Source organism: Pseudomonas sp. NFX71 (assembly GCF_048079215.1).
GTDB classification, from domain to species: Bacteria; Pseudomonadota; Gammaproteobacteria; order Pseudomonadales; family Pseudomonadaceae; genus Aquipseudomonas; species Aquipseudomonas fluorescens_B.
The window spans coordinates 3,683,231-3,699,384 of sequence record NZ_CP182230.1 but is presented as its reverse complement, the minus strand read 5'-3'; the positions used below and the strand labels follow the sequence as shown (position 1 = coordinate 3,699,384).

Here is a 16,154-nt window from a genome sequence, read left to right as displayed (position 1 = left end):
ATTATGCCAGAGCCTCCCAGAAAAATTCCACGCGGGCACTTCGACCTTCGTCGGACCAGCTGGCGTTGCGGCCCAACTGGCGGATAAGACTGATACCACGTCCCGACAGACGGATGCCATCAACGGGGCGCGCCATCACTCGCGCGACATCAAAACCCTTGCCACTGTCTTCGACCCGAATCGCCAGGCAACCGCCGTCATCCTTTGGTGCGACCTGCAAATGCACCCGCACATAGCCGTCCTGCAACTCATCCAGACGTGCATTGCGCTGCTGATAATAGAGGGTAAAACCCGAAGCGTCGCGCTTGAGGCTCGAATCCAGACCCAGCACGCCGTGCTCCAGCGCATTGGAATACAGCTCCGCCAGCACACTGTAGAGCGCCCCGCTCTGCGCGCGCAAACCATGGACCTCCAACAGCAATTGCAAAAGATACGGCAGCGGATTGAAGCGCTTCAGGGTCGCGGCACGGAACTCGAAACTCACCGACCAGTCCAGCGGGCAGGACTGACCACTGTCGGAATAGACCAGGGCGGGTGGAATCAGCTGCGCGGCTTCGAGCAGGCTGACTTCGACCATGCTGACATCGTCGCGGGCCTCACCGCGAAAATCCCGCAACGCCTGCTCGATCTCTTCGAAAAGCCGGTCGGGCTGACGGTTGGCCGCAAACACCTGTTGCAATCGCTCGACGCCAAACAGCTGCTCATTGGCGTCGCAGGTGTCGATGACGCCATCGGACAACAGGAAGACCCGATCGCCGACAGCCATCGGAAACACTTCGGTGCGGTCATCGAAGGTCTGCGGACTCAGCACGCCAAGCGGCAAATGCCGGGCCTTCAGCGGCGTGCGCTCACCGCTGGCGATGCTGTGCAGATAACCGTCCGGCATCCCACCGTTCCAGACTTCCACCGAACGCCGCTGGAAACTCAGGCACAGCAATGTTGCGCAACAGAACATGTCCACCGGCAGGATGCGCTTGAGCTTGGCGTTCATCTCGCGCAACGTTTCCGACAGGCCGTAGCCCTTGGCGGTCATGCCGTAGAAGACCTCAGCCAGCGGCATGGCCCCGACGGCGGCTGGCAAGCCATGGCCGGTGAAATCGCCGAGCAGCACATGCATGTCGCCGGCCGGGGTGAATGCCGCCAGCAACAGGTCGCCGTTGAACAGCGCATAGGGCGATTGCAGGTAACGGATATTGGGGGCATTCAGGCAGCCGGAATGGGCGACCTTATCAAAGACGGCCTTGGCCACACGCTGCTCGTTGAGCAGATAGTCGTGATGCCTGGCAATCTGATCACGCTGCTTCAGCACAGTGGCCTGCAACCGCCGCAAACGGTCCATCGCCTTGATTTTGGCGGCGAGAATCACCTGGTTGTAGGGCTTTGCCAGAAAGTCGTCGCCGCCAGCCTCAAGACAGCGGGCCAGCGCCTCGCTTTCGGTCAGCGAGGTCAGGAAGATGATCGGCACCAGGGTTTCCCCGGCCAGCGCCTTGATCTGCCGCGCCGCCTCAAAACCGTCCATCACCGGCATCATGGCGTCCATCAACACCAGTTGCGGGCGTTGTTGGCGAAACGCTTCGACCGCTTCGGCGCCATTGGCGGCCGTCAGCACTTCATGGCCTTGGCGGCGGACAATGCTCGACAGCAGCATGCGGTCAGCCGCGCTGTCTTCAGCGATCAGGATCGTCAGCGGTTCGAACAACGGCTGCATGGCCTTCACGCCACGTCGAAGATCTGTTCGAAGTTGGAGATGGCGAGAATCTTGCGCACATCGGCGTTGGCGTGGGTCAGCCTGATCTCGGCGTGCTCGCCACCGGCGTGATCACGCAGCAGCAACAACATGCCAAGCGCTGAACTGTCGAGGTAGGTGGCGTCCTTCAGGTTCACTTCAAAGGACTCGGGTTTTGGCTGAAGGTTTTCGTAAGATTCACGAAATTCCTGATGCTTGGCGAAATCGAATCGTCCCTTGACCGATATCGTCAGCTTTTGTCCATCCGGAGATACTTCTGTAACGACTGACATTGAACGGCTTCCTTGTCATTGGCGAACGTACGTGTACAAGGTTTAGCACTTGGCGGGGATAGGGGCAAGGCTGGAAAGTTGTGGAATATTGAAGGCCCCCTTCGCGGGCAAGCCGCGCGAAGAACGATAACGCGGTCCCACTGATTCAATACGGATCCTGCCGCGGTAACCGCTGGGACAACTCATCCAGCAGTTTCTGCTCGCGCTTGTCTTCCAGCTGCCGCGCCTCATCCGCATAGCGCTGAACCAGCTTGCGCAAGCCTTCAACCCGGGCAAACGCCTGCTGCCAGGTGTCCCGCGCCTTGTTCAAATTATTCTGATGCCACGCCAGGCTTTGCCGCTGCTGATCGATGGCGACGCCCAGTTGCGCAAGAAAGCCCTGATAGCCCAGCAACCATTGGCCCGAAACGCCGCTGCTGCCGCGAATGATCCACTGTTCCTGGTAGTCGAGACGAAAGGCCTCAAGGTCGGCGAGCTTGCTTTCAGCCAGGCGAACCTGCCCCTGAAAATGGCCCAAACGCTGTACGGCGGTTTTCTCGGCCTTCTCGGCCATTTCGACCACCGGCGCCAGCCGCCCCGCCCGACTCTGGGCCATGATCGATTAGCCGCCAGCCGCGGGCGCGAAGATCGAACCGAGGTAGGATTCGCTTTCGCCCAGGCTGATGTTGTCGTTAAGTCCTTGACGCAGGTATTTGACCAGCTGCGGCTGCAGGGAAATCGCCAGGTCGGTTTCCCGGTCTCCGCCGGCGACGTAGGCGCCCACGCTGATCAGGTCACGACTCTGTTGATAGCGCGACCATAATTGTTTGAAATACTGGGCGCGGGCCATGTGTTCCGGCGACACCACCGACGGCATGACCCGGCTGATGGACGCTTCGATATCGATGGCCGGGTAATGCCCCTCCTCGGCCAGACGCCGGGACAGGACGATGTGCCCGTCGAGTACACCCCGCGCCGCGTCGGCGATCGGATCCTGCTGGTCATCACCTTCAGACAGCACGGTGTAGAACGCCGTGATCGAACCGCCACCCTTCTCCGCGTTACCGGCCCGCTCCACCAGTTTCGGCAATTTGGCGAACACCGATGGCGGGTAACCCTTGGTTGCGGGCGGTTCGCCGATGGCCAGGGCAATTTCCCGCTGGGCCTGGGCGAAACGGGTCAGGGAGTCCATGAGCAACAGGACGTTCTTGCCCTTGTCACGGAAATATTCGGCAATCCGCGTGCAATACATCGCGGCGCGCAGGCGCATCAGGGGCGCATCATCCGCCGGAGACGCCACGACCACCGAACGCTTGAGGCCTTCTTCACCGAGGATGTGCTCGATGAACTCTTTAACTTCGCGACCGCGCTCACCGATCAGCCCGACGACGATAATGTCGGCCTCGGTGAAGCGGGTCATCATGCCCAGCAGCACACTCTTGCCGACGCCGGTACCGGCGAACAGCCCGAGCCGCTGCCCACGCCCGACCGTCAACAAACCATTGATTGAACGAATGCCTACGTCCAGCGGCTCGCTGATCGGGTGACGCTTGAGCGGGTTGATGGTCGGGCCGTCCATCGGCACCCAGTCTTCAGCCTTCATCCCGCCCTTGCCGTCCAGCGCCCGACCGGCGCCATCCAGCACCCGCCCGAGCATGCTCATGCCCATTGGCAAGCGACCGGTGTCAGCCATAGGCACCACACGGGCGCCGGGCGCGATGCCGGCAACGCTGCCGACCGGCATCAGGAAGACTTTGCTGCCGGAGAACCCCATGACTTCAGCTTCGACCTGCACCGGATGGTAACTGTCGTCGTTGATCACCATGCAGCGACTGCCCATGGCCGCGCGCAAACCTTCGGCTTCGAGGGTCAAGCCGACCATCCGCAGCAAACGGCCTTCAAGGATCGGCGCGCCGGCCAGCTCCGTGGCCTCGGTGTAACCGCCCAGGCGCTTGGCGAAGCTGGTGCGGTCAAGGCGCATCGGGTTCTTCCGGTTCGACTTCGACGGCAGGCTTGTCGTCGATCGGCAGCTCCAGGCTCAGATCCGGCGCGGCCGGGTGCAAGGCCTGTTCGTGCAACTGATCGAACAGCTTGTCCATGACCCTGGCGATCCGGGTTTCGACCGTGGCGTCGATGCGACTGTGCTCAGTCTCGACCCGGCAACCGCCAGGCAACAACGCTTCGTCCTCGACGATGCGCCAGGTTTCTTCATGGCGCTCGCGCAGGGCTTTGACCTGTTCGAAATCCTGCGGATTGATGTACAGCCGCACATTGCCCACGCCCAGCGGCAACAGCTTGAGGGCGTCGCGCATGACGTGTTCGATCTGCGTCGAATCGATGGCCAGTTCGCGCTGAATCACCTGTTTGGTGATGTGCTGCACGAGGTCGACCAAGGATTTTTCGATTTGCGTGTCCTGCTCGGCGATAGGCTCGAACAGGTTGGCCATCAGTTGCTCAAGTGCTGCGACTTTCGGCGCCAGCACGGCCTCGGCTTCCTGACGAACCTTGAGCGTGGTGCTGTGAAATCCTTCTTTCTCGCCCGTCGCGAAGCCTTCGTTGTAGGCCTCCTGACGGATGCTTTCGAGTTCTTCGAGGGTCAGTGGCTGAACTTCGTCCAGCGGCACTTCTTCCATTTCCGGCGGCTCGGGCTCAGGTTCAGGCTCGGGCTCCGGGACATGCGGGTCGAAACTGGGCAGCGACCAGACATCGAAACCACCGACGTCCTTGGCACGGATCAGGTCGGTCTGGGACTCATCATGTTTGGACGACATAGTGACCTTAGATCATCTCTTCGCCGCCCTTCCCGCCGAGAACGATTTCTCCGGCTTCGGCCATACGGCGAGCAATGGTGAGGATTTCTTTCTGCGCAGTTTCCACGTCGCTGACGCGCACCGGGCCTTTGGCCTCGAGGTCGTCGCGCAACAGTTCGGCCGCCCGTTTGGACATGTTCTTGAAGATCTTTTCCTTGACGCCTTCGTCCGAGCCCTTGAGGGCAAGAACCAGCACATCGGAGGACACTTCGCGCAGCAACGCCTGAATTCCGCGGTCGTCGACATCGGACAGGTTGTTGAACACGAACATGAGGTCTTCGATCTGACCGGACAGGTCTTCGTCGACTTCGCGGATCGAGTCCATCAACTGGCCTTCGATCGAGCTGTCGAGGAAGTTCATGATGTCGGCCGCACGCTTGATGCCACCCAGGGTGGTGCGCGAGGCATTCGAGTTGCCGGAGAACTGCTTCTCGAGAATCTGGTTGAGTTCTTTCAGGGCCGCTGGCTGCACAGTGTTCAGCGAGGAAACCCGCAGAATGATGTCCAGTCGTACCTTGTGGTCGAAGTTGCCCAGCACTTCGCCGGCCTGGTCCGGGTCGAGATACGCCACGACGATCGCCTGGATCTGTGGGTGCTCGTAACGGATCACGTCGGCGACGGCGCGCGGCTCCATCCACTTCAGGCTGTCGAGCCCACTGGTGTTGCCGCCCAGCAGGATCCGGTCGATCAGGCCGTTGGCCTTGTCTTCGCCCAGGGCCTGGGTCAGCATTTTACGCACGTAGTCGTCGGAGCCGACGCCCAGGCTGGTCTGGTCGCCGACGATGTCGACGAACTCGCTCATCACCTGTTCGACTTGCTCGCGGTGCACGTTCCCCATCTGCGCCATGGCCACACCCACACGCTGGACCTCTTTGGGCCCCATGTGGCGCAGCACTTGCGCGGCATCGGTAGACCCCAGGGACAGCAGCAGAATCGCGGCTTTATCAACCCGGGACAGTTTGGCGACAGCGGCTCGGTTATCACTCATCTGCGTTAATCCACTCTTTCACGACCTGGGCCACACGACCCGGGTCTTCTGCCACCAGACTCTTGATTGCGTTCAACTGTGCATCATAGCCTTCGCTCGGGCTCGGCAGCAGGATGCTGGTCGGGCCACCGAGGCTGACGCGGTCGTTGGCCAGTTCGCCGTCCAGGCCGCCCATGCCACCGAGCTCTACGTCGCTGCCCAGGCCCAGTTGCTTGCCTTTGCCGCCATTGGTGATGTTGTTGAGCACCGGACGCAGCACACCGAACACCAGTATCAGGATGAACAATACACCCAGCACTTGTTTGACGATGTCCCAGAACCATGGCTGGGAGTAGAACGGAATATCGGCAATCACTTCACCGCGCTCGGCGGAGAACGGCATATTGATCACACTGACGCTGTCGCCACGACTGGCGTCGAAGCCGACGGCGTCCTGCACCAGACGGGTGAAGCGTGCGAGCTCATCGGCGCTCCACGGTGCGCGGGTGGTTTCACCGTTGGCTGCGTTGATCTTGACCTGATCGTCCACCACTACCGACACCGACAGGCGATTCAAACGCCCTTGTTGTTGCTTGGTGTGGCTGATGGAACGGTCGAGTTCAAAGTTCTTGGTGGATTGTTGACGCTTGTCCGCCGGGTACGGCGCCAGCATCGGCTGGCCGGTGGCCGGGTCCATGATCTGCTGACCATTGGCGTCCAGCAGTGGCTGGCCTGGCTGCACCATGCCGGCCTGCGCGGTGGCGCCACCGGTGGTTTGCGGCGCCGAAGCAGGTGATGGCGGCTGGTTGCTCAGCGCCCCCGGTACACCTTGCGGGCCATTGCTGGCGGTACGTTGCTCGTTGACCGACTGCTCGCTGCGCAGCGCCGGCTGGTCCGGATTGAACTGCTCGGAGGTCGACTCGACGGCGCTGAAGTCTACGTCGGCGGAGACTTCGGCTTTATAGCGGTCGTTGCCCAGCACCGGTTGCAGGATGTTGTGCACGCGCTGGGTGAGCATGCTTTCCATGCGACGGCTGTAATCGAATTGCTTGCCGGCCATGGTCAGTTCGGAATTCTCCGCCTGATCCGAAAGCAGGTTGCCCTTCTGATCGACGACGGTGATCTGCGACTTGCTGAGTTCAGGCACGCTGGTCGCGACCAGGTTGATGATCGCCAGCACCTGACCCGGCTCCAGTGAGCGGCCGGAATACAGCTCAACCAGAACCGAAGCACTTGGTTTGCGCTCGTCGCGAACGAACACCGAACTCTTCGGAATCGCCAGGTGCACGCGGGCACCCTTGACGTTGTTCAGGCTGGAAATGGTCCGGGCCAGTTCGCCCTCGAGGCCGCGACGATAACGGGTCGCTTCCATGAACTGGCTGGTACCGAGGCCCTGGTCCTTGTCGAGGATCTCGAAACCGATGTTGCCGTCGCTGGGAGTGACACCAGCGCCCGCGAGCTTGAGTCGCGCACGGGACAAGTCATCGGCCTTGACCAGCAAGGCACCGGAATTCGGTTCTACGGTGTAGGGAATGTCAGCGGACGCCAGGGTATCCATGACTTGCTTGGCGTCCATACCGGCAAGGCTGCCGTACAGAGGCCGGTAGTCCGGCTGCTGGGACCACAACACCACGGCGAAGCCAATCGCCACGCTCGCAGCCAGGCCGACCAACAGGCCCACCTGACGCAACATGGTCATCTCGGAGAGGTTTTCCAGGAAGGACAAGCCGAACAGCGGCGGTTTGCCGTCTATCGGAGTGGCCTTGGCCGGAACATTATCGGCGACTGCTTCTGCCATGACTCAATCTCGTCCTTAAACCGGCATCTGCATGATGTCTTGGTAAGCCTGAACCAGCTTGTTACGCACTTGGGTCAACGCCTGGAAAGACACGCTGGCCTTCTGCGAGGAAATCATCACATCGGTAAGGTCCACGCCGCTTTTGCCGATTTCGAAGGCATTGGCCAACTGGCTGGACGCCTGCTGTGTATCGTTCACTTTATTGACGGCCTGACCGAGCATGTCGGAAAAGCTGCTGCCACTCAGTTCAGGGACGGCGGCAGTCGATTTAGGCGCAGACATGGCATCCATTTGCATGGAACGCATATCCAGCATCAATCGATTAAATTCAATACCTTGGCTCATGGTCTACTCTCATTGGCGACCCGCAATTTTTTGACACTCACTCGGCGGGTAGTGAGGTGTTAGCAACAAGGGTGCCAGCTCCGTGGCCGCCCTGAACAAAAGCCTTCCAGGCTTTGCCTTGCCTGCGAATCAGGTGGCGAACAAATAAGCTTCCACATCCATTCCGGCATCGCGCATTTGCGCCAGCTTGTAGCGCAGCGTCCGCGGACTGATTCCCAGACGCTCGGCCGCTTCTTTGCGGCGCCCACGCTCAGAGCGCAGGGTGTCGATGATCATCTGGAATTCGCGACGACGCAGATCGTCCCCCAGCGCCCCAGCCGATTCGGCCTCGACCTCCATCGACCGCATCGGCACCGACGCCAATGTCGGCAAGGGCGCACAGGCAACCGGTCCGGCCAGGCAAAAATCCTGAGGCTGAATCAAACCGCCCTGCTGCAGAATCAACGCACGCTGAATCGCGTTGTCCAGCTCTCGCACATTGCCCGGCCACGGGTAACCGATCAGGCACGCCTGCGCCTCGGGCGAGAGTCTCGCCGCGGCATGCTTCATTTTATTGACGTGCTTGGCCAGCAGGCGCTCGGCCAGCGGCAGGATATCGGCGGTGCGCTCGCGCAATGGACGCCAGGCCAGGGGAAATACCGACAGGCGATAGTAGAGGTCTTCACGAAAACGGCCCGCCGCCACTTCACCCGCCAGGTCACGGTTGGTGGTCGCGACAACACGAATGTCCAGTGCAATGGGCTTGCGTGCCCCCACTCGCTCGACTTCGCGCTCCTGCAGCACACGCAGCAACTTGGCCTGAAGGCCGAGAGGCATTTCGGAAATTTCATCCAACAGGATGGTGCCGCCGTCGGCCTGCTCGAACTTGCCGGCCTGCGCTGCGATGGCGCCGGTGAACGAGCCCTTCTCGTGACCGAACAGCGTCGCTTCAAGCATGTTGTCGGGAATCGCCGCGCAGTTGATCGCAATGAATGGCTGACTGGCGCGATGCGAGTGCTGATGGATGTAGCGCGCCAGCACTTCCTTACCGGTCCCGGACTCACCGGAGATCAATACGGTGGAATCGCTGCGCGCCACTCGCGCCGCCAATTCGAGTAATTGCGCACTGGCCGGCTCATACGCAACGGGCCCTTCGCTGTCGGGAGCGCCGAGGCTGCCCAGCGCATGACGCGCCACCAGATCCAGCAGCGCCTTGGGCTCGAACGGCTTGACCAGATAATCCACCGCGCCCTGACGCATTGCATCGACCGCGCGCTCCACGGCGCCATGAGCCGTCATCAGCAAGACGGGCAATTGCGGCTGACGAGCCCGCAGCAAACCGAGCAACTGATGACCATCCATGCCCGGCATGTTGACGTCGCTGAGCACCAGATTGAACGTCTCGGCGCCGACTGCCTCGAGCGCCTCCTCCGCCGAACCGACAGCCTCGTAGTCGTGCCCCGCGAGCAACAGCGTATCCGCCAGCGCCTCGCGTAACGCGCGGTCATCCTCGACCAGTAAAACCTTGATTGCCATGTCCTTCACTCCGCTCCCTGAGCGCTACGCTTTTCATCAAAAAAAAGCGGCAGAATCACCTGCGCGCAAGTGCCGCGCCCCAGCCGCGAGCGCAGCTGCAATTCTCCCTGGTGAGCACGCGCCACGGCCTTGACCACGGTCAGACCGAGGCCCGTTCCGGTGGTTTTGGTGGTAAAGAACGGCTCGCCGAGACGCGCCAGCACTTTCGCATCGATACCGCTGCCGCTGTCGCTGACCGAGACTCGCAGGGTGTTGTCACGACTGTAGAGATGAACTTTCAAACGGACGTCGCCGGCACTGGCCTGGATGGCGTTCTCGATCAGGTTCAGGATCGCTCCGACCAGGGTGTCGCGATTGCACAGCAATTCTCCCGCATGGCTATCGCACTGCCAGCGAATCGGCAGGTCCTGCACGTGGGTCAATGCGGCCGACTGCAAGGACTGCATGAGCATCTTCGGCGTGACACGGTCAGTCAGCGGCAGTTCGCCGCGCGCGAACACCAACATGTCGCGCACTTGATGCTCCAGCTCATGCAGGCGCTCTTTCAGGCGGCCGGCGAAACGTTGCTGCGTGGCCACCGGCAGCTCTTGCTCGGTCAAATGACTGGCGTAGAGCAACGCGGCGGACAAGGGCGTGCGGATTTGATGAGCCAGCGACGCGACCATGCGGCCGAGTGACGACAGGCGTTCGTGGCGGGCCAGTTGATCTTGCAGGTGACGGGTTTCGGTCAGGTCGTTGAGCAGCACCAGTTGGCCGGGCTCGGCATCCAGCGAGCGAGTGGCGATCGACAGGCGCCGACCGTCCTTGAGCGAGATTTCATGACCATCATCTTCACGCGGCGCAAAGCAACGGGCAATGACATGACGCCACAGCTCGCCTTCGAGGGGCAGCCCCAGCAATTCACAGGCAGCGGGGTTGGCTTCGCGCACGATGCCTTGGCCGTCAATGACGATGACGCCGCCAGGCAATAGATCGAGGAGGTTTTGCAGGCGGTTGGCCAGGCGTTCTTTTTCTGCCAGCTCCTGCATGCGCTGAGCGCTGACCACCGCCAACTCGCCCTTGAGCTCGGTGACCCGTGCCTCGAGCATGCTGTAGGAGTCGGTCAACTGGCTCGACATCTGATTGAACAGCGCGAACGCCTGCTCAAGGCCAAGCCGGCTTGCCTGCTCTACGGACGACGGGTGCCCCGAAGCGTCAGGGACAGGAGACATCTGGGCGGCGTGGGGCATCGTGCTCTCTCGCGTGGCTGACCGTCAGTTAAACGGAACGTTGCGAGGGATGTAGCAATACCCGTGCCTAAAAAAAACTGCCTACAACTGAACGACTTGAAAAACAGGCGTCAATCATCCGCCTGTTCATCACCGTCGCGACGACTCATGCCGTACTTGCGCATCTTCTCCACCAGCGTGGTGCGGCGAATCCGCAGTCGCTCGGCGGCGCGCGCCACGATGCCATTGGCATCATCCAGCGCCTGCTGGATCAGGCCTTGCTCCAGACCACCGAGATAGTCTTTCAGGTCCAGGCCTTCCGGCGGCAGCATGGCATTGGCGGTAAAGTCCGGCGTATGACCGTTGATGGCCACCCGCTCTTCCAGATCGCTGCGCAGGCTGTCGACAAGTTGCTCGTCTTCATCATCGACGTAGCGGAATTTTTTCGGCAGCTCGACGACGCCGATGACCCCGTACGGGTGCATGATCGCCATGCGCTCCACCAGGTTCGCCAGCTCGCGGACGTTGCCCGGCCAGCCGTGCCGGCACAGCGACATAATCGCGGCGGAGTTGAAACGGATCGAGCCACGCTTCTCGTGCTCCATGCGCGAGATCAGTTCGTTCATCAGCAACGGAATGTCTTCGACGCGCTCACGCAGCGGCGCCATCTCGATCGGGAACACGTTCAGGCGATAGTAGAGATCTTCGCGGAAGGTGCCGATCTCGATCATGCTTTCGAGATTCTTGTGGGTCGCCGCAATGATGCGCACATCGACGCTCTGGGTCTTGTTGCTACCCACGCGCTCGAAAGTGCGCTCCTGCAATACGCGCAGCAACTTGACCTGCATCGGCAGCGGCATGTCGCCGATTTCATCGAGGAACAGCGTGCCACCGTTGGCCAGCTCAAAACGACCGGCGCGGCTGGTGATTGCCCCGGTGAAGGCACCCTTCTCGTGACCGAACAGTTCGCTTTCCAGCAACTCGGCCGGGATCGCCCCGCAATTGACCGGCACAAACGGCGCATCACGACGCTTGGAGTGGTAGTGCAGGTTGCGCGCGACCACTTCCTTGCCAGTCCCGGACTCGCCGAGGATCAGCACACTGGCGTCGGTGTCGGCGACTTGCTGCATCATCTGGCGGACGTGTTGAATCGCCCGACTGGTGCCGACAAGACTGCGGAAAAGATTGGGTTCACGGTGGCGCCCGCGCTCACGAGCCTGGTCATACATCTCGCGATAGACCTGGGCGCGGTGCAGCGAGTCGAGCAGTTTGCTGTAGCTGGGCGGCATTTCGAGGGTCGAAAGCACTCGCCGACGCTGGTCTTCGGGCAGGTCAACGGAAGAATTATCGCCCATTAACAAAACCGGAAGGAACTCATCCCAGGTAGAGAGTGTCTTTAACAAGCCCGGAAGTGCGCCAGGAGCATTGACCGTCCCGATGAGGACACAGATCACTTCACGACTTGATGACAAAGAGCCGACAGCCTGCTGCCAGTCATGGCTACCGCAGGGTAAATTTTCTTCGCCAAGAAAATTTAAAATCACCGCCAAATCGCGGCGGCGGACGCTATCGTCATCAATCAGCAGAATTTTGGTTTCACGCCACATGCAATAGCAACTTCCCTAGTCAACTCAATGCCCGAAATGAGGGGGCAAGCTAGACGCTTGCAGACACGTTATGCCTGTAGACGCCTGAAATCTGCAACCAGCCACTAGTTAAGTCAAAAAACCGTGCACAGTCAAATTTATGGCGCACACGGCATGGATTAACTTAGGATTAATTAACCAAACAGATGGTAAACCTTTGCTGCGTTCTGTGCTTGATGGATCTGCGACATCTCATCGACTATTGCCTGCCTCTCCCCCGTCGCCGCCTCAAGAAGCTGTTTATAGACCCCCAGCAACTCTTCAAGGTTGTCGCGCAACGCGGCCTCGTCCACCGAAGCTTCACTCAAGACGTCTTCCATGCAGGAACGGCAAGCCAGGTCCAATTCACCAATGGCTTCCCAGTTTCGCTCGGCCAGGGCACCGACCAGGCCTTCACGGGTTTCTTCGATTCGCTGCAAAACAAGACTCATGGTGATCTCCTTAAAACTGCGGACCCGGCGCGGCGATAGCGTCCCAGCCGTCCTTGACGGTGCGAAGCAGATCGGCGACTTCGTCGAGAATCTTTGGATCGGTCTTGGTGTTGGCTTCGGTCAGACGCTTCATCATGTAGGTGTAGAGGTTATCCAGTTCACCTACAGATTCGGCCTGATTTTCCAGGTCAAGACCTTCACGCAGACCGCCGATGATACCGATGGCCTTACCGATAAGAACCCCTTTGTTCGGAATGTCCTTACGCTCCATCGCGCCTTTGGCCTGGGCGATACGATCCAGGCCGCCTTCCATCAGCATCTGCACCAGACGATGCGGGCTGGCTTCGGAAGTCTGCGCCTGGGCGCCAATCTTCTGGTATTGGCGAAGGGCTAACATTGGATTCATGTTGTACCTCATCAAAAAATCTGTGGTTCGTATAACCAGTGTATCGACGACGCGTCAAAAAACTTTAGCCGCCAAACACAAAAGCCCGGAGCGTTGAACGACGCTGCCGGGCTTTTGGCGCTTTGGGTGTTACGAGTTTTTCTGCTGCGCGGTCATGGCCTCGAACATCGAGGTAATATTACTGGCTGTCGCCTTCAACTTGCCGACCAGCGAGTCCATGTCGTTGTACTTTTTGGTCAGTACCGCAGTCAGCGTCTCGATGCGGCGATCGAGAGCCTCTTGGTCATTGGCCAGCTTGACTTTGGTCTTGTTCAGACTGGTCGTGCGCTGATCCAGAATACCGCCGGTGTCCGCAAACGGCGCGATAGCCTTGCCCATGCGCTCGAGCAGGCCGTTAGTACCGGTGAACAACTCCTGGACTTCTCCGCCCAGTTTTTTGTCATTCATCGCAGCTGTAAACTTTGTACTGTCAAAATCGAGAGCGCCGGTTTTCTGGTTGGTGGTAATCCCCAACTGCGCCAGCACGGTGAGCTTGTCACCCGCGCCGGTTTCCGACAAAGGCCCGCGAATGGCTGACAGTATCGAACGCGGCAATGCATCGCCGGTCAATGCCGCTGGAACGGTCAGCTTGCCGTCGGCGTCCAGCGAGGGTTTGGTGAGCGACGTAACACTGTTGGCGATTGCATTGTAGGCGTCGACAAACTTCTGGATCGATGCTTTCAGGCCGTCGGTGTTAGGAGCTACCGTAACGGTCGTTTGCCCCACCGACACCAGGTTGAAGGTCAACCCGGATACAGCTTTATCCACCGTGTTGGATTTGCTGGTCAATGCCATGCCGTCAACAGTGAAGTTCGCGTCGACCGCCAACGCACCGATGGAACCGGCGGACGCGGCAGTCATCGGCGCACCGCTCGTGCCGACAACTGTCGATCCATCGATGGCCAGCTCAGGAATGCCACTGACCGAAATATCCGAGCCAGCGCCGGTGGCGGTAGAACCCAGCACCAAGCGCGAACCGAAGGAGTCCGTCACGATGTTGGCACTGATCCCGGCACCCTTGAGCGAGGCATCTGCATTGATCGAATCACGAACCGATTGCAGCGTCGCACCCGCCGTGATGTCCAGGTTGAACGTGCCGCCGCCCTGAGTGATGGTGAGCGAGCCTGTTGTAATCGGACTGGTATTGCCGCCGGCAAACGCTGCGCTGGCCACCTTGGAAGCGGTCGCGAGGTTCTTGACGTCAAGTTTGTAGGTCCCGTTGACAGCCGTGTTACCTGCCGTGGCAGTGGCGATTTTCACATCGGAGGAAGTTGCGGCAAATCCTCCAAACTGTGGGGAAGTCTTGCTTCCCAAATCCGTCATGGACTTTTTAAACGCTGCCATCAGGGATTTCAAGGTACCAATACCGGAGATGTTCGCGGTGTTGGTCGTAGTCCCACGGGTGATTTGACCCTGCTTAGCCGCCTTGTCGGAATCAACCAGCGCTTTGACGATAGCAGTGGTATCAAGCCCAGAGCCTAAGCCCAGGCCCGGTAGAATTGGACTTGCCATGTAGATCCATCTCCCTTCAGTGTCTCGCCGGTCTTTTGACCACTACAACGCCCAAAAGAACATAGCAACAAATTTCGTGCCAGCTGTCAGGCTTTGGCGCTGAACAGCAGACTGCTTGCGTCATTCAAGCTATTGGCCAGTTTCAGGACTTCTTCGTTGGGGATCTGACGGATCACCTCACCGGAGCCACTGGCAATGACTTTGACGATAACTTTGCCTGAAGGCTCGTCAATAGAGAACTCCAGATTACGTTTGACCGACTGGACAAAATCTTCAATTTCCTGAACGGCCATCTTAAGTTTGTCCTGCTCGGTTACCGCGTCTTTCGGCTCATCCTTGACCGTTGCCACTGTGGCAGCATCGGCTCGAGGCTTCTCCACCGGCTTGTCAGCAACAGTAGTCGCCGGCTTCGCAGCTGGATAAGACAAGTTCAGCTTCACGCTCATATCCATGTCCATCACCTCTTAAACTAAAAAAGCGAGAGAGCGCGCGTGCGCACTCCCCCGCCAAAACTCACCCAGCTATTACTGAAGCAGTTTCAGTACAGCGGATGGCAGTTGGTTGGCCTGGGCCAGAACTGCGGTGGAAGCTTGTTGCAGAGTTTGTTGCTTGGTCAGCTGTGCAGTTTCAGCAGCGAAGTCGGTATCTTGTACGCGACCCAGTGCAGCACTGGCGTTTTCGTTGATGTTCTGCAGGTTGGAGATGGTGCTGGTCAGACGGTTTTGTGCAGCACCGAGGTCGGCACGGCTGGAGTTGATGGTCGCCAGAGCAGTGTCGATTGCCGCGATGGAAGCTGCGAAGCTAGCTTCTGCGGTATCCGAGTCGGAGCCGGTGATCGCGATAGCGTCGGAGTCAACACCCAGTTGCACAGCGTCGAACGAGTCGGACAGAGTGATGGTAATCTGGTTGTCAGCACCGGAGTTGGAACCGACCTGGAAGGTCATGGTGCCAGCGTCGCCGTTGATCAGGTTTTTGCCGTTCAGGTTAGTGCTGTTGGCGATACGAGTCAGCTCGTCGGACATCTGAGCAAATTCTTTGTTCAGTGCAACACGATCATCAGTACCGTTGCTGTCGTTTCGCGACTGAACAGCCAGTTCACGCATACGCTGCAGAATGTTAGTGGACTCTTGCAGAGCACCTTCAGCGGTCTGAGCAATGGAGATACCGTCGTTGGCGTTTTTGATAGCCATGGTCTGACCGCGGATCTGCGAAGTCATACGGGTAGCGATCTGCAGGCCAGCGGCGTCGTCTTTGGCGCTGTTGATTTTCAAGCCGGAAGACAGACGAGTCATCGAGGTGGACAGAGCATCGGAAGCCTTGTTCAGGTTTTTCTGAACATTCAACGATGTGACGTTAGTGTTTACTGTTAAAGCCATGACGAATTCCTCGTTGGTTGGGTACTGCGGCTTCCGGCCCTGGCAACCGCCGGGTATGGCCTAGAGAACCTTCGTAATAGTTATCGTCGGGAATGCAGGTTGC

General features: G+C 59.5%; 16 protein-coding genes. All 16 read right to left on the bottom strand.

Annotation, left to right across the window (positions count from 1 at the left end):
* Position 1 precedes the first annotated feature (1 nt).
* Positions 2-1,708 (bottom strand): SpoIIE family protein phosphatase, encoded by a 1,707-nt coding sequence (locus ACM1ZW_RS17075; RefSeq protein WP_416738947.1) that lies wholly within the window; start codon positions 1,706-1,708, stop codon positions 2-4.
* A gap of 5 nt (positions 1,709-1,713) precedes the next feature.
* Positions 1,714-2,019, bottom strand: coding sequence for an STAS domain-containing protein (locus tag ACM1ZW_RS17070; RefSeq protein ID WP_017337184.1), 306 nt, complete (start codon positions 2,017-2,019; stop codon positions 1,714-1,716).
* Between the two features lie 145 nt (positions 2,020-2,164).
* Complete coding sequence (fliJ, locus tag ACM1ZW_RS17065) at positions 2,165-2,614, bottom strand: flagellar export protein FliJ (protein ID WP_017337183.1); 450 nt, start codon at positions 2,612-2,614, stop codon at positions 2,165-2,167.
* 6 nt (positions 2,615-2,620) lie between these two features.
* Complete coding sequence (gene fliI / locus ACM1ZW_RS17060) at positions 2,621-3,979, bottom strand: flagellar protein export ATPase FliI (RefSeq protein ID WP_017337182.1); 1,359 nt, start codon at positions 3,977-3,979, stop codon at positions 2,621-2,623.
* Positions 3,969-4,769, bottom strand: a complete 801-nt coding sequence (gene fliH / locus ACM1ZW_RS17055; RefSeq protein ID WP_416738946.1) for a flagellar assembly protein FliH — start codon at positions 4,767-4,769, stop codon at positions 3,969-3,971. Before fliH ends, fliI begins: the two co-directional genes overlap by 11 nt.
* 7 nt (positions 4,770-4,776) lie before the next feature.
* Positions 4,777-5,796, bottom strand: coding sequence for a flagellar motor switch protein FliG (gene fliG, locus ACM1ZW_RS17050; protein ID WP_003184041.1), 1,020 nt, complete (start codon positions 5,794-5,796; stop codon positions 4,777-4,779).
* The gene (fliF, locus tag ACM1ZW_RS17045; RefSeq protein WP_017337180.1) at positions 5,789-7,573 is read right to left on the bottom strand and encodes a flagellar basal-body MS-ring/collar protein FliF; all 1,785 of its coding nucleotides are present in this window, start codon (positions 7,571-7,573) and stop codon (positions 5,789-5,791) included. Before fliF ends, fliG begins: the two co-directional genes overlap by 8 nt.
* 15 nt (positions 7,574-7,588) lie before the next feature.
* Positions 7,589-7,918 (bottom strand): flagellar hook-basal body complex protein FliE, encoded by a 330-nt coding sequence (gene fliE / locus ACM1ZW_RS17040; RefSeq protein ID WP_017337179.1) that lies wholly within the window; start codon positions 7,916-7,918, stop codon positions 7,589-7,591.
* A gap of 129 nt (positions 7,919-8,047) precedes the next feature.
* Positions 8,048-9,433, bottom strand: coding sequence for a sigma-54-dependent transcriptional regulator (locus tag ACM1ZW_RS17035; RefSeq protein ID WP_416738945.1), 1,386 nt, complete (start codon positions 9,431-9,433; stop codon positions 8,048-8,050).
* A gap of 5 nt (positions 9,434-9,438) precedes the next feature.
* Positions 9,439-10,644 (bottom strand): sensor histidine kinase, encoded by a 1,206-nt coding sequence (locus ACM1ZW_RS17030; RefSeq protein ID WP_416740818.1) that lies wholly within the window; start codon positions 10,642-10,644, stop codon positions 9,439-9,441.
* A 128-nt stretch (positions 10,645-10,772) separates the two neighbouring features.
* Positions 10,773-12,248 carry a sigma-54 dependent transcriptional regulator gene (locus ACM1ZW_RS17025; protein ID WP_008044600.1) on the bottom strand — a complete coding sequence of 492 codons (1,476 nt, stop codon included), beginning with the start codon at positions 12,246-12,248 and terminating at the stop codon, positions 10,773-10,775.
* A gap of 173 nt (positions 12,249-12,421) precedes the next feature.
* Positions 12,422-12,718 carry a hypothetical protein gene (locus ACM1ZW_RS17020; RefSeq protein ID WP_017337176.1) on the bottom strand — a complete coding sequence of 99 codons (297 nt, stop codon included), beginning with the start codon at positions 12,716-12,718 and terminating at the stop codon, positions 12,422-12,424.
* Between the two features lie 10 nt (positions 12,719-12,728).
* Positions 12,729-13,124 carry a flagellar export chaperone FliS gene (gene fliS / locus ACM1ZW_RS17015; protein ID WP_416738944.1) on the bottom strand — a complete coding sequence of 132 codons (396 nt, stop codon included), beginning with the start codon at positions 13,122-13,124 and terminating at the stop codon, positions 12,729-12,731.
* Positions 13,125-13,253: 129 nt separating this feature from the next.
* Positions 13,254-14,675, bottom strand: a complete 1,422-nt coding sequence (gene fliD / locus ACM1ZW_RS17010; protein ID WP_416738943.1) for a flagellar filament capping protein FliD — start codon at positions 14,673-14,675, stop codon at positions 13,254-13,256.
* Positions 14,676-14,761: 86 nt separating this feature from the next.
* Positions 14,762-15,127 (bottom strand): flagellar protein FlaG, encoded by a 366-nt coding sequence (locus ACM1ZW_RS17005; RefSeq protein ID WP_416738942.1) that lies wholly within the window; start codon positions 15,125-15,127, stop codon positions 14,762-14,764.
* Between the two features lie 72 nt (positions 15,128-15,199).
* On the bottom strand, positions 15,200-16,051 hold the full coding sequence (locus tag ACM1ZW_RS17000) for a flagellin domain-containing protein (protein WP_416738941.1): 852 nt from the start codon (positions 16,049-16,051) through the stop codon (positions 15,200-15,202).
* Positions 16,052-16,154: the final 103 nt, after the last annotated feature.

What these genes read in the sequence shown, in the direction of transcription:
- ACM1ZW_RS17075 (WP_416738947.1), bottom strand. Translation starts at nt 1,708, where the DNA reads ATGCAGCCGTTGTTCGAACCGCTGACGATCCTGATCGCTGAAGACAGC.
- ACM1ZW_RS17070 (WP_017337184.1), bottom strand. Translation starts at nt 2,019, where the DNA reads ATGTCAGTCGTTACAGAAGTATCTCCGGATGGACAAAAGCTGACGATA.
- fliJ (WP_017337183.1), bottom strand. Translation starts at nt 2,614, where the DNA reads ATGGCCCAGAGTCGGGCGGGGCGGCTGGCGCCGGTGGTCGAAATGGCC.
- fliI (WP_017337182.1), bottom strand. Translation starts at nt 3,979, where the DNA reads ATGCGCCTTGACCGCACCAGCTTCGCCAAGCGCCTGGGCGGTTACACC.
- fliH (WP_416738946.1), bottom strand. Translation starts at nt 4,769, where the DNA reads ATGTCGTCCAAACATGATGAGTCCCAGACCGACCTGATCCGTGCCAAG.
- fliG (WP_003184041.1), bottom strand. Translation starts at nt 5,796, where the DNA reads ATGAGTGATAACCGAGCCGCTGTCGCCAAACTGTCCCGGGTTGATAAA.
- fliF (WP_017337180.1), bottom strand. Translation starts at nt 7,573, where the DNA reads ATGGCAGAAGCAGTCGCCGATAATGTTCCGGCCAAGGCCACTCCGATA.
- fliE (WP_017337179.1), bottom strand. Translation starts at nt 7,918, where the DNA reads ATGAGCCAAGGTATTGAATTTAATCGATTGATGCTGGATATGCGTTCC.
- ACM1ZW_RS17035 (WP_416738945.1), bottom strand. Translation starts at nt 9,433, where the DNA reads ATGGCAATCAAGGTTTTACTGGTCGAGGATGACCGCGCGTTACGCGAG.
- ACM1ZW_RS17030 (WP_416740818.1), bottom strand. Translation starts at nt 10,644, where the DNA reads ATGTCTCCTGTCCCTGACGCTTCGGGGCACCCGTCGTCCGTAGAGCAG.
- ACM1ZW_RS17025 (WP_008044600.1), bottom strand. Translation starts at nt 12,248, where the DNA reads ATGTGGCGTGAAACCAAAATTCTGCTGATTGATGACGATAGCGTCCGC.
- ACM1ZW_RS17020 (WP_017337176.1), bottom strand. Translation starts at nt 12,718, where the DNA reads ATGAGTCTTGTTTTGCAGCGAATCGAAGAAACCCGTGAAGGCCTGGTC.
- fliS (WP_416738944.1), bottom strand. Translation starts at nt 13,124, where the DNA reads ATGAATCCAATGTTAGCCCTTCGCCAATACCAGAAGATTGGCGCCCAG.
- fliD (WP_416738943.1), bottom strand. Translation starts at nt 14,675, where the DNA reads ATGGCAAGTCCAATTCTACCGGGCCTGGGCTTAGGCTCTGGGCTTGAT.
- ACM1ZW_RS17005 (WP_416738942.1), bottom strand. Translation starts at nt 15,127, where the DNA reads ATGGATATGAGCGTGAAGCTGAACTTGTCTTATCCAGCTGCGAAGCCG.
- ACM1ZW_RS17000 (WP_416738941.1), bottom strand. Translation starts at nt 16,051, where the DNA reads ATGGCTTTAACAGTAAACACTAACGTCACATCGTTGAATGTTCAGAAA.